This window comes from Thermosynechococcus sp. OHK43, from assembly GCF_014466085.1.
Classification (GTDB): domain Bacteria; phylum Cyanobacteriota; class Cyanobacteriia; order Thermosynechococcales; family Thermosynechococcaceae; genus Thermosynechococcus.
This window is the reverse complement of sequence record NZ_JACOMP010000063.1, coordinates 1-12765: the sequence shown is the minus strand read 5'-3', so window position 1 is coordinate 12765 and position 12765 is coordinate 1. Positions and strand designations below refer to the sequence as shown.

The window sequence follows — 12765 nt, the reverse complement described above, 5'->3', positions numbered from 1 at the left end:
CGAATGGCCACCTCAATCGCTTGCTCTAGGGTGAGGGCTTGATTGAGATCAATGTTGAGCGTCTCAGGAAGCGCCAGTTTATCGGGATTGGGATTGAGAGGCGTGAGGGCATCCGCCGCTGGGGCTTGAGAAGACGCCTGTACCACTGGAGTAGTTTTGGGTGCAGCTTGAGCGAGGCTAGGCAGCGTCACAGGGGCAAGTGCAAGGAGTCCCGACAGCAGCATTTTGGGGAGATTCAGGGCAAAATCATTCAACATGGGAACTTAGAGTGCAACCTGCTCAAGTTAGCGACGGTAGAACTGCGCCTAAGCACTGGTGAAGATTGCCAGCATCCAGCCATTTGCTTCACTCCCACAACACACCCATTCTGCAAAACTCTAGCATGGATTCTCAGTTGCGATCGCCTGCTAGAGCCGCCGCCGCAGACCACGAGGATTGAAAAGGGGGATAAAACTGATCTAGAATAGGGAATCTGCCAAATCAGGAGAGGTGGCTGAGTGGTCGAAAGCGGCAGATTGCTAATCTGTTGATAGGCAGGTAACTCCTATCCGAGGGTTCGAATCCCTCCCTCTCCGTTAAAGAAAAAGAAGTTAAAGAAAATATGATCAAGCCAATAACTGACCCTTATCCTTTGCTCTCCCTGAGCAAAGCCCGAATGGGTCAAGGGCAGGAGATAATAAACTCACATAAACAGCTTTGGGATAAAACGATGGCCAGTGACTTAATAATAACGATTCTCCCCGGCATGACCGTGAAGGTCACCAATCCCAACGATACTTATTACCAATTTCAGGGGATTGTGCAGCGGGTCACAGACGGCAAAGTAGCAGTGCTCTTTGAAGGAGGAAACTGGGATAAATTGGTTACTTTTCAGGCCAGCGAGCTAGAGCCAGTGGTGAGCACGCCCAAGAAAAAAGCGCAAGCCAAAAAGTAAACGATGGCGTGGCGATCGCCTCCCCCCCAGCCCTTTGCTGAGATTATCCAGACAGCAACGGATCACTGCATTGCCCAGTGCCACGAGCCCGCTACCCTAGATTTTCCGGCTGTGCCTGCCCTGGGCAGTTGGGTGCGCATCCCGGAAAGCGATCGCGTGATTTATGGCATTGTTGCCTACGTAGTCACGGCGCCCATTGACACAATTCACCGTGCCACCGCCTTGGGGCTATCCCTAGAGCAACTACGGCAAGAGCAGCCCCATATCTTTGCCATGTTGAAAACCGAGGTCACGATCGCCATTGCTGGCTTTCAGGAAAGGGAACACTTTTATCACCATTTGCCCCCCCACCCACCCCAAATGCACCAGCAGGTCTATGGGTGTCCCCCGGAGGAGGTGATTGCCTTCAGTGGCACATTGACCTTTTTGCGAACCCTGTTGACCCTGCGCTATGGTCCCGGTGATGCCCTGGTGGCCGCAACCCTCCGTTCCTTGTATCAACTCCGACAGCGCGATCGCCAGTGGCTAGTGCAGGCAGCCCAATACCTGAACCAACTCCTCAAGGATGACTACGATCGCCTGCGGGGCATTATTGAGCAGTTATGATAGCCGGCAAGACAAAAGCCGCCCCCGTTGCCAGCAAAACAATGATTTCTAGGCCGAGCAACAGAGGACTGGCAGGTTTAAGCCTACCGCCCCGCCACCAGTTCCTGACCCGCCGATCCTCTGGCCGGATTGCAAAACTGAGCATTGAAACTAAAAGTGGCTGCCCCCCCGCCTTTGCCCCTAGAACGAGGTGAGCCAGCAAACTCAGGAGCACCACACTCCAAGCCGCTAAATGAGCTAAGTACCAGCCTCGATTGAGCTCCCCTGCGGGCAACCACTCCTCTTTCATCATCCGCCCCGTGATCAGGGCAAACGTGACGGCCACCAGCATTAGGGTATTTGCTAACCGATGCCAAGCAAGCCAATTCCCTTGGGAAATTTGCGCCAAGGATTTTTTGTACAACAGCCGGCGATCGCCCCAATGGAAGCAGTAAAGGGCAAAGCAGGGGAATAGCAATAGCAGCACCAGGGCAATTGTACCGTGGAGGCCTTGAATATCGGGAATCTTGGGTAGGGGCAGTGATCCCCAGCGGCCATCGTAGGTGTTATAGACCCAAAACCCTGACAGGAGAGCAAGGAGCACCAAAATCGCAATTGCCCCGTGGACAAGGCGCAGGGAAAGGGGTTGATAGGGAATAGGTTTGGCCATCGTTATTGGGAAGCAGGGTGTAATTGCTTGACGAGGCGATCGTACTGCTGCGTTTCCGCCCAATCCAGAATTTCCCGTGCCCGCAGTACCGGTAGCGGGTGGGTCAGCTGCGCGGTCTGTAATTCTTTGAAAAGCCCATACCAGCCCCGATCGGCCGCCTCATAATCCCGCGCTTGGGCAATAAAGGCGTCGAGATTCAGGCGATCGCTCCACTGTGGCGAACCTCCAGAGAGTTTCATCAGAACTGAAGCAACAATACGGGGGTCGCAGGTCACCAATAGGGCAGCGCGATCGCAGGTGAGTTCAGCACAGCGAAGCCAATGCAACAGTTGCATTTGCAGTCCCTGGGCCAAAAGCAAACCCCAAGGAGACAATTGACTGGTGGCCAACAGCAACAGGTTGGCGACGGTCAGATAAACCCCATGTTCACATTTGAGGTGACCCAACTCATGGGCTAAGACCGCCTGTAATTCCTTGGGTGTCAGCAGTTCCACGAGCGCCGAGTGCAGGACCACAAAAGGCTGTTTGCCCTGCATAGCAAAGGTGTAGGCATTGGCAACGGGGTGTTGTTTGAGATACAACTGGGGCGGCTCTAGGCCTAAAATACGACATGCTTCCAGATGGAGGGCGTAAATCTCTGGCAATTGCCGTTCACTCAGGCGCAGGCTACTGCCAATGTTCTCCAGGTAAAAGGCCTGCTCCGCCACCGAACCTAAAAGCGATCGCACGAGAATATCTAACCCCGGCAGTTGCTGGAGTGCTTGGGTGGCCTCGCGATCGCGGGGATGACGAAACTGATCGGCCCTCAGGCTGGCAGACGCTGGAACAGGCATGAAATCGTAATTTTTACCTTGACCCCTCCACTGCCAATTTTAGAGTATGGCACAGACTTCTCGCATCCCTGCAAAAACATTCTGCGCTTTCTGCGCTGGCATGCTCTTCTCGCCTAAGACCCAAAAAGCTACGGCGAGGGCACCGACAACCTCCTACTGGATTGGGTGCCAAGTCCTACCGTAGCCTTCTTTAATCAAGGGAATTTTAGTTAGAAGGCATCCTCCTCCTCTTCATCCCCATAGTCATCGTCCTCGTCTGCGAGTTCGTCCTCCTCATCCTCAACATCACTGCTGGCGAATTCAAAATCGCGAGCCCCTCCCGTAATCTTTTCAATCACATGGGGTGCGGTTTCATCATCAATGAGGACATCTTCACCAAGGTCAGCAGTCACATTGACCGTCGTCATCTTTGGTGATTCAGGTTCGGGGCTGATAACGTGGGTTTGGCCCAAGCGATCTTCACCCTCTTCCCACTCTTCATCGCCGTTGCCACTTTCCTCGTAGCTGTTGAAGCCGGTACCCGCTGGGATGAGACGGCCAATGATCACGTTTTCCTTGAGTCCCCGCAGCCAGTCGGACTTGCCTTCAATGGCCGCTTCAGTGAGTACCCGGGTCGTCTCTTGGAAACTGGCGGCTGAAATGAAGCTATCGGTATTCAGGGAGGCCTTGGTAATCCCCAACAGAACAGGGGTATATTGGGCGGGTGCACCACCGGTAAGCGCCATGGGTTCGTTGGCTTGTTCCGCCTGACGCAGAGTCATGAGTTCACCGGAGAGCAGGATTGTATCGCCCGCATCGTCAATCCGAACCTTGGAGGTCATCTGGCGGACAACCACCTCAATGTGTTTATCGGCAATCTCAATACCTTGGCTGAGATACACCGACTGCACCTCGTTGACCAAGAAGGATTGCACCTTCTCAAGGCTAGTTTGGGCAGCTTTGAGCAACCCTTGGGGTTTGTAGTACTCAAAGTAAATTGAGAGGATGTCGTGGGGATCCACAGGACCATCGGTGAGGGGGTCAGCAAGATTGACCTTTTGACCATCCACCACCAAGGGGTTTTGGCCCGGCAAGACAGGGTATTCCTGAATCGTGCCATCCTCTTCAATGACTTTGATGTCTACGCTGTCGTCACTGTTGTAGGTGACTTGACAGGTGCCGGGGCGCACCGCCAGTACGCATTTTTCCTTGGGATGGCGAGCTTCAAGGAGTTCTTCAATCCGAGGTAACCCCTGAATGATGTCACCCGTTTTCGCCCGCTCAAACACCAACAGCGCGAGGTTATCCCCCCGTTGCACAAGGTCGCCCTCTTCAATTTGCAGCACGGCCCCCGGCGAGACCAGGTAGGGACGGGCCAAGCGCAGGATCACGTGGTCATCGGCCACTGCCATGACAGCGGCAGTTTCAGGAGCGGTGACCCCTTTGGCCAGTTCATCGCCAGGACGCACCAGATCGCCAACTTTGACGGTGGGCTTGGCACCATTGGTCTGTACCCGCAGGCGATCGCTCTCAGTAACGACCAGAATGCGGCGAACAGATTCACCACTGCGCAAGATTCCCTGCACCTCACCCGCTTGCTTGGCTTTAATGTCCGTGCGGGCAATCACAGCACCGGGGCGAATGTGATCACCATCTTTGACCAGAAGGGAGGTAAAGGTGCTCCCTTGGGTCTGATCCGCAGCAATGTCACGGCGAATAACCAAGGACTCCAGAATCACCAGTTGGAGGCGCTGGGCTTCTGGATCCACCTCATCCGTGACAATTTCAATGTCAGCAGCCAGTTGTGGGGCTTCGCTGCCAATTTCAAGGACTAACTGCGTCCGCAGCAGATCAACGCCATCAACGGATTTGACCCGCTCATCGTGTTTGTAGGGCAACCGCTGCACGGCCCGCAGGCGAATCGACTGCCCTGAATTATCACTGGAGTCCTGACTGGGTACCGATGGCTCATCAGGAACGTTAAATTCTTGAACGGGGCGCAGAAGAATCGCTGGTCCTTCGGGGGTGTCCTCCAGATAATCTACTTGCGAGAGGGCTTCGACCACAAGGCCGGGGAGGACCTCTTCACCGGGACGGGCCAAGATGCCATGCTTTAGCCGTGCAGCTTCCGGATCATCCACAAGGTGAAGTTCACCGGGCTTAATAATAATTTCCCGCAGGATGTCGTTTTTCTGGATGACTTCGACAACACCGCTGTTTTGACAGAAGATGTCCTTGACAACCTCAGTCCCCGCTTCGACGTATTGGTTGTCCTCCACCATCAGCAGGGAAATATCCTTGTTCACTTCATGGGTTTCTTCGGGAATCCATAGGAGGGTCCCCCCTTTGAGGACTTCATAGCCCTGCTTGGCCTTACCTTTTTTGGCCACTTCGATGTCGGCGTATTTGAGGATACCGCCCGTCGTGGTGTGGTAGCGATCGTCAATCAGCTCAGCCACCACTTGGCCATTGGCCACCTTGGTGCCAGGAGCTGCCTTCAGGGAAAAGCGCTGGCCAGTGGCGGTCTCAATAATGTAGTGCTCGCGTCCCTGCTGCGTTTCCTTGAGCACTTTCGCTTTATCCAGCATCACCGAAGCGGTAATAATTTCCACCTCGCGACTGCCTTTGCTGTCCTGTTGTTCAGGAAGACGCACCACACCTCCATGCTCGGTTTTCACAGTGGTTTCTGCAAGCACGGCCCCCGCTTCAATGCGATCGCCATTCTGAACAACCGGCTCAGCACCAGGGGGCAGATTATACACTTCCCCAGACAGTACCCAAATTAACCCACCCTTGGGGGCAATGCGCGTTGTAGTGCCTTGGCGATCGCGCTTCTCCTCCACTTCGAGGTTGACGAACTTCACTTGACCCGCCAAATCCGAGGCCACATCCTTAGTTACTTTCTCCGTGGACTTACGGACACTGCGGGAGGCCTGGGCCACTTCCGCCAATAATTGACCCGCTTCGACGGTTTCGCCATCCGCCACCAGGACAATTGACCCTTGGGAGAGGTCAAATTCTTGACTTTGCTGACCGCCTTTGATCACAAGCTTGCCAGCGGTTTCGACAATAAAGGCATCATCACCGTGGCGAGTGCGGTAGGGACGCACCCGCAATTTCTTGCCGTACTCCACCGTACCGGCAAAGGGAGCGCGCTCTTGGCGGGCCACTTCCCCGGTAAACACCCCGCCGGTGTGGAACGTGCGCATCGTCAATTGCGTGCCGGGTTCGCCAATGGATTGAGCAGCAATAATGCCCACCGCTTCTCCCATGTCCACCAGTCGGGCATGGGCAAGGCTCCAGCCGTAGCAAAGACGACACACAGAGCCAGTGGCCTCGCAGGTGAGGGGCGATCGCACCACCACTTCTTCAATACCAGCATCAACAATTTTCTTAGCGATATCAGCGGAGATGGCTTGATTTTTGGCCACCAGCACTTCGCCCGTTTGCGGATGGCACACATCATTGAGGGCCACCCGACCCAAAAGGCGATCCTGTAGCGTCAAGACCTTATCCCCCACGGTCATACTGCGCAGCGTAATGCCTCGCTCCGTTTCACAATCCTCTTCGCGGATAATCACATCTTGGGAGACATCCACCAAGCGCCGGGTCAGGTAACCGGAGTCCGCCGTCCGCAGTGCCGTATCCACCAGTCCTTTGCGCGCACCGTAGGAGGAGATAATGTACTCCGTCACCGTCAGACCTTCGCGGAAGTTGGTTTTAATCGGCAGGTCAATGATTTCCCCTTGGGGATTAGCCATCAAACCGCGCATGCCCACTAACTGGCGCACCTGCGAGAGGTTCCCCCGCGCCCCGGAGAAGGCCATCATGTACACGGAGTTGAGGACATCAGTATTGCGGAAGTGCCGCACCACCTCGTTTTTCAATTCTTCGTTTGTGCTGTTCCAAGTATCAATGACCTTTTGGAAGCGTTCCACCTCCGTGATTTCACCCCGCGAGTAGCGCTCCTGAGCGGTTTTAATTTCCCTTTCTGCCGCTGCGAGGAGTTCCTGTTTTTTGGGGGGCACCAGCAGGTCATCAACACTGATGGAGACGCCGGCGCGCGTGGCATAGTGAAAGCCCAGGTCTTTGATTTTGTCGGCCATTTCCGCTGTGCGGGCAGTGCCAAAGTTGCTAAAGGACCAAGCAATCAGGTCCCGCAAGCCTTTTTTGTCAATGATGCGGTTAAAGAAAATAGGCTTTTTCTCAGTCATGGTGTTGGGGTCTCCCAAATTAACTGGCTAGGGCTTCTTGAATCGTTTGGTTGTAGATAATGCGACCGGGGGTGGTGCGGATGTATTGGGAAATCCGTTGACCGTTGGCATCCTCCTTGATCCGACGCAGGGAATACTCCAGCAAACGGGAGCCATCTTCATAGGTCGTAATCTGGGGTTCACTGGTGTCGCCATCGTCCACCTCACCGTCGTAGCGCACCCAAACAAAGGCATGGAGAGGCAAGTGCCCCTGTTCGTAGGCCATGACCACGTCTTGGAAGTTGGCATAGTAGCGATCGCTATAATCCGGCAGCTTAGGATTTTCTGCCGTCAAGTAATAGCAGCCCAAAACCATATCTTGGCTGGGGGTAATAATTGGCTTGCCCGTGGCCGGCGACAGGATATTATTCGAGGCTAGCATCAGCATCCGCGCCTCCGCCTGGGCCTCAATCGAAAGGGGCACGTGCACCGCCATTTGGTCACCGTCAAAGTCGGCGTTGAAGGCAGGACACACCAAGGGGTGCAGTTGAATCGCCCGCCCTTCCACCAGAATCGGCTCAAAGGCCTGAATCCCCAAACGGTGGAGTGTCGGCGCACGGTTGAGCAGCACCGGGTGACCCTCAATGACCTCCTCCAGCACATCCCAAATTTGAGGATCATTGCGCTGGATCATGCGCTTGGCCGCCTTAATGTTGTTGACAATTTGTTGGCGAATCAAGCGGTGAATCACAAAGGGCTGAAAAAGTTCAATCGCCATTTCCCGCGGCAGGCCACACTGGTGCATTTGCAGTTTTGGCCCGACCACAATCACCGACCGACCAGAGTAGTCCACCCGTTTCCCAAGCAGGTTTTGGCGGAAGCGTCCCTGTTTCCCCTCAATAATGTCGGACAGGGACTTCAGAGGACGGTTATTGGCACCCACCACCGTGCGACCGCGACGACCATTATCAATCAGGGCATCCACCGCCTCTTGAAGCATCCGCTTCTCATTGCGGACAATAATCTCGGGCGCCAGAATCTCTTGCAGGCGGGCGAGGCGGTTGTTGCGGTTAATGACACGGCGGTATAAGTCATTAAGGTCAGAGGTGGCAAAGCGCCCGCCATCTAACTGCACCATTGGCCGCAGATCCGGTGGAATCACGGGAATCACGGTCAGGACCATCCATTCCGGCTTGGAGCCAGTGGCAATAAAGTTATCAATGACCCGCAGGCGTTTGATGAGCTTGGCGCGTTTTTGCCCCTTAGAGTTGAGGATTTCCTGCCGCAGTTGGTCGGCCTCCGCTTGCAAATCCAAATCCCGCAGCAGGCGTTGAATGGCTTCAGCCCCAATGCCCACCTCAACACCTTCTAGCTCCGAGTCCTCCCTATAGATCTCCTCTTCGATTTCCTGCCACTGATCTTCACTCAGGAGCTGCTTGTAGCTGAGGTCAGGGTGATTGCCTGGATTCAGGACTACATAGGAGTTGAAATAGACAATTTGCTCCACATCCCGCAGGGGCATATCCAGCAGGATTGCCATGTAGCTGGGAATCCCCTTTAGATACCAGACATGGGTAACTGGGGCAGCCAACTTAATGTAGCCCATGCGATGGCGGCGCACCCGTGATTCGGTGACTTCAACGCCGCAGCGCTCACAGACAATGCCGCGATGGCGCACCCGCTTGTATTTACCGCAGTGGCACTCCCAATCCTTAGCAGGGCCAAAAATCCGCTCGCAGAAGAGGCCATCCATCTCCGGCTTGAGGGTGCGATAGTTAATAGTTTCTGGCTTGGTTACCTCGCCCACCACTTGACCGTTGGGGAGAGTGCGCTGTCCCCACTGAATGATGCGCTCGGGTGAGGCCAGAGACACTTTTACATAATCAAAGCGTTGCTCGAGTCTGGGCATAAGCTCACAAATCCTTTGGCAGTAAATGGATCAGGGGGGCGATCGCCCCCAAACAAGCTGACTCAGTTCTGAGTGTTTAGAATGTCGTTGCCCCTTCTTTATCGTCCGTGTCGTCTAGGGCACTGTAGTCAATAGTGGGTCGTGCCGGCGTACGGCGAGGACTGACATCCACCATCAAATCCACCTCGGGGTCAGGTTTCATTTCGCCATCGTCATCAAAGCTGGGAATACTGGCCTTGCGCACAGAAATATCTAAGCACAGGGATTGCAGCTCCCGCATCAGCACCTTAAAGGACTCTGGCGTGCCCGGTCGTGGAATGGATTGCCCCTTCACAATGGCATTGAGGGCTTCATTGCGTCCTTGCATATCATCGGACTTGACCGTCAGTAACTCTTGGAGAATATAGGCGGCACCATAGGCCTCCAGTGCCCACACCTCCATTTCGCCAAAGCGCTGACCACCTTGCTGGGCTTTACCACCGAGGGGCTGTTGGGTAACCAAGGAGTAGGGACCGGTGGAGCGGGCGTGGATCTTATCGTCCACCAAGTGGACCAGTTTCAGCATATAGGCCATTCCCACCGTCACTGGTCGGTCAAAGGGTTCACCCGTGCGGCCATCATAGACGACCATTTTGCCTGGATTCTCAGGGTTAAAGACCCAATCTTGACCCGTGACATCTCTGGCCTCTTGCAGTTTGGCATGGACTGTTTCGCGGGATTTTTCTTTGCCGTGCATTTCATCAAAGGGGGTAATTTTAAAGCGACGACCAAGGCATTCTCCAGCCCAGCCCAAAAGACACTCATAGACTTGCCCCACATTCATCCGTGAGGGCACCCCCAAGGGATTGAGGACAATATCCACCGGCCGACCATCGGGCAGGAAAGGCATATCCTCCACCGGCAGAATGCGGGAAATAATCCCCTTATTGCCGTGGCGACCAGCCATTTTATCCCCCACTTGAATTTTGCGCTTCTGGGCCACATAAACCCGCACCACCATATTGGCGCCGGGGGGTAGCTCATCCCCTTGCTCACGGGTAAAGACGCGCACATCGACAACGCGACCTTTTTCACCATTGGGCACCCGCAGGGAGTTATCCCGCACATCCCGCGCTTTTTCACCAAAGATGGCACGCAGCAGTTTTTCTTCGGGGGGTTGATCCGATTCCCCTTTGGGGGTGACTTTACCGACGAGAATATCGCCTGCCTCTACAAAGGCACCGATGCGGATAATGCCGTTTTCATCCAATTGCCGCAGGGCTTCTTCAGAGACGTTGGGCACTTCGCGGGTAATTTCCTCAGGACCGAGTTTGGTTTGCCGCGCCTCAATCTCGTACTTCTCAATGTGGATAGAGGTATAAACATCCTCTTGCACCAGCCGTTCGCTAATTAGGATGGCGTCTTCGTAGTTATAGCCTTCCCAGGGCATGTAGGCCACAAGGATGTTCTGGCCAAGGGCAAGTTCACCCCCTTCGGTGGCAGAACCATCGGCAATGACTTGTCCCGCTTGCACGCGATCGCCCACAAAGACAATCGGCCGTTGATTCAAGCACGTATCTTGGTTGGAGCGCTGGTATTTTTGCAACGTGTAGGTAATCTCAGGGCCATTATCCGTTTTGACGCGAATTTGATTGGCATCCACATAGCTGACCACGCCATTGGTCTGGCTGAGAATCACCATACCAGAGTCCCGGGCTGCTTGGGCCTCTAGGCCTGTACCCACCAAAGGACGCTGCGGGCGCAACAGGGGAACGGCCTGCCGCTGCATATTAGAGCCCATAAGGGCACGGTTGGCGTCATCGTGCTCTAGGAAGGGAATCAGGGATGTAGCCACAGAGATAATCTGCACTGGCGAAACCGCCACGTAGTCCACCTGATCAGGGGTTGTGGTTGTGAAATCTTGACGATAGCGCACAGGTACCACATCACCAAGGATGTAACCGTTTTCATCGGTGGGCACATCCCCCGGCGCCACCCGCTTATCATCCTCTTCGTCAGCCGTCATGTAAATAGGAGGCTGATCCTTAAGGACGCGACCATCTTTCACGGGATAGAAAGGCGTCTCAATAAAGCCATATTCATTGACACGGGCATGGGTAGCCAGGGAGCCAATCAACCCGGCGTTGGGGCCTTCAGGGGTTTCAATGGGGCAAATGCGACCATAGTGGCTAGGGTGAATATCCCGCACAGCAAAGCCTGCCCGCTCCCGAGTGAGACCACCGGGCCCTAGGGCACTTAAGCGCCGTTTGTGGGTCAGTTCCGCGAGGGGGTTGGTTTGATCCATGAACTGGGAAAGCTGGCTAGAGCCAAAGAATTCCTTAATGGCGGCTACCAAGGGCTTTGGATTCACCAGTGAAGTGGGCGTCAAAGAATCCGTGTCAGACACCGTCATCCGCTCGCGAATAATGCGCTCTAGGCGATTGAGGCCAGCCCGCACTTGGTTTTGCAACAGCTCACCGACAGAACGGACACGGCGGTTGCCCAAGTGGTCAATGTCATCAATCGTTCCCAGGTCAAACTCTAGGTTAATGAGATAATCAATGGCGGCAAGAATATCCTCTGGGGTGAGGATGCGCACCGAGTCAGGAATATTTAACTGCAACTTGCGGTTGAGCTTGTAGCGACCCACCCGGCCAAGGTCGTAGCGCTTGGGATCAAAGAAGCGCGACTCTAGCAACTGTTGTCCCCCCGAGACCGTGGGCGGCTCCCCTGGACGCAGTTTTTTGTACAGTTCAATGAGGGCGTCTTCCTCAGAGAATTTGCCTTCTTTTTCAACGGTTTTTTGGTAGTACTCGGGGTGACGCAACCGCTCTAGGATTTCGCTATCGGTTAATCCCAAGGCCTTGAGGAGAACGTGCGCCGAGAGCTTACGGGTTTTGTCAATGCGTACCCACAGTAGATTGTTTTTATCAGTTTCAAATTTCAGCCAAGCGCCCCGGTTGGGAATCAGGCTGGCATTGTAGGTGCGACGACCATTTTTGTCGGTTTCTGATTTGTAGTAAACACCAGGACTGCGGACAATCTGGTTGACAATGACGCGCTCTGCACCATTGATAATAAAGGTGCCGCGATCGGTCATCAGGGGTAGATCCCCAATGAACACATCCTGGTCAATGATATTGCCGTTTTCTTTATTAATGAGGCGAGTTGGGACATACATTTGCATTGAGTAGGTGGCATCCCGCCGCTTGGCCTCATCTACGCTATACTTCGGCTCCTTGAGTCGGTAGTCTTTGGCCAAAAAGTGCAACTCAATTTTGCCGGTATAATCAGTAATAGGGGAGAAACTCTCTAGCTCTTCAATGAGTCCTTCTTCAAGAAACCATCGGAAGCTGGCCCGCTGAATCTCGACAAGGTCTGGCAAGGTAAAGGCGGGTGGCGTGTAAATCTGATTACTAGCCATGTATATCCTCTAGAGGGTATCGCTAAAACGCGGATCTTGCATCATAAGCAAAGAGGCGTCGCCCTGTCAAGCACACCAAAAGCTCCGCCTACGGCCAAAGGTGCCGCCGGAGACCTCGCAAAGAATGAAGCTGTTGAAAACAAGCAAAGTTGACAAGTGCCACTGCCGCGCTTGCAAGCCGCTACCTACGACGATAACACAGAGTTGCTATGTTTCAGCACTAGGACGCGGAGAGGAATTGGAGCTGCTACCCCTGAGT

The 12765-nt window shown here is 54.3% G+C and carries 7 protein-coding genes, 1 tRNA gene and 1 pseudogene; 3 read left to right on the top strand and 6 right to left on the bottom strand.

The window, feature by feature from the left end; translation table 11 throughout:
- A pseudogene (locus H8Q75_RS02845) lies at nucleotides 1–257 on the bottom strand (TolC family protein); the annotation flags it as partial.
- Between the two features lie 226 nt (nucleotides 258–483).
- On the opposite strand from H8Q75_RS02845, the gene H8Q75_RS02840 reads away from it, so the two are divergent.
- From H8Q75_RS02840 to H8Q75_RS02830, 3 genes are all read left to right on the top strand, one after another.
- Nucleotides 484–575: transfer RNA gene (locus tag H8Q75_RS02840), tRNA-Ser, on the top strand.
- A 26-nt stretch (nucleotides 576–601) separates the two neighbouring features.
- Entirely contained in the window at nucleotides 602–934 is a 333-nt protein-coding gene (ndhS, locus tag H8Q75_RS02835) for a photosynthetic/respiratory NAD(P)H-quinone oxidoreductase subunit S (protein ID WP_157869622.1), read from the top strand.
- A gap of 3 nt (nucleotides 935–937) precedes the next feature.
- Nucleotides 938–1540: an HAS-barrel domain-containing protein gene (locus tag H8Q75_RS02830; RefSeq protein WP_024124093.1), complete on the top strand. Its 603-nt coding sequence runs from the start codon at nucleotides 938–940 to the stop codon at nucleotides 1538–1540.
- On the opposite strand, the gene H8Q75_RS02825 is transcribed toward H8Q75_RS02830, so the two are convergent.
- From H8Q75_RS02825 to rpoB, 5 genes are all read right to left on the bottom strand, one after another.
- A complete protein-coding gene (locus tag H8Q75_RS02825) occupies nucleotides 1524–2189 on the bottom strand; it encodes a cytochrome b/b6 domain-containing protein (RefSeq protein WP_297040332.1) in 666 nt (221 codons plus the stop codon). The genes H8Q75_RS02830 and H8Q75_RS02825 overlap by 17 nt on opposite strands.
- Before the next feature lie 2 nt (nucleotides 2190–2191).
- The gene (locus tag H8Q75_RS02820; protein WP_024124091.1) at nucleotides 2192–3022 is read right to left on the bottom strand and encodes a M48 family metallopeptidase; all 831 of its coding nucleotides are present in this window, start codon (nucleotides 3020–3022) and stop codon (nucleotides 2192–2194) included.
- 209 nt (nucleotides 3023–3231) lie between these two features.
- Entirely contained in the window at nucleotides 3232–7215 is a 3984-nt protein-coding gene (locus H8Q75_RS02815; RefSeq protein WP_024124090.1) for a DNA-directed RNA polymerase subunit beta'', read from the bottom strand.
- A 19-nt stretch (nucleotides 7216–7234) separates the two neighbouring features.
- A complete protein-coding gene (locus tag H8Q75_RS02810) occupies nucleotides 7235–9103 on the bottom strand; it encodes a DNA-directed RNA polymerase subunit gamma (RefSeq protein ID WP_024124089.1) in 1869 nt (622 codons plus the stop codon).
- Between the two features lie 76 nt (nucleotides 9104–9179).
- Complete coding sequence (gene rpoB, locus H8Q75_RS02805) at nucleotides 9180–12506, bottom strand: DNA-directed RNA polymerase subunit beta (RefSeq protein WP_297040324.1); 3327 nt, start codon at nucleotides 12504–12506, stop codon at nucleotides 9180–9182.
- Nucleotides 12507–12765 lie beyond the last annotated feature (259 nt).

Excerpts from the sequence above, each read along its gene's own strand:
- H8Q75_RS02830 (WP_024124093.1), top strand. The coding sequence starts at position 938 with ATGGCGTGGCGATCGCCTCCCCCCCAGCCCTTTGCTGAGATTATCCAG.
- H8Q75_RS02820 (WP_024124091.1), bottom strand. The coding sequence starts at position 3,022 with ATGCCTGTTCCAGCGTCTGCCAGCCTGAGGGCCGATCAGTTTCGTCAT.
- ndhS (WP_157869622.1), top strand. The coding sequence starts at position 602 with ATGATCAAGCCAATAACTGACCCTTATCCTTTGCTCTCCCTGAGCAAA.
- H8Q75_RS02825 (WP_297040332.1), bottom strand. The coding sequence starts at position 2,189 with ATGGCCAAACCTATTCCCTATCAACCCCTTTCCCTGCGCCTTGTCCAC.
- rpoB (WP_297040324.1), bottom strand. The coding sequence starts at position 12,506 with ATGGCTAGTAATCAGATTTACACGCCACCCGCCTTTACCTTGCCAGAC.
- H8Q75_RS02815 (WP_024124090.1), bottom strand. The coding sequence starts at position 7,215 with ATGACTGAGAAAAAGCCTATTTTCTTTAACCGCATCATTGACAAAAAA.
- H8Q75_RS02810 (WP_024124089.1), bottom strand. The coding sequence starts at position 9,103 with ATGCCCAGACTCGAGCAACGCTTTGATTATGTAAAAGTGTCTCTGGCC.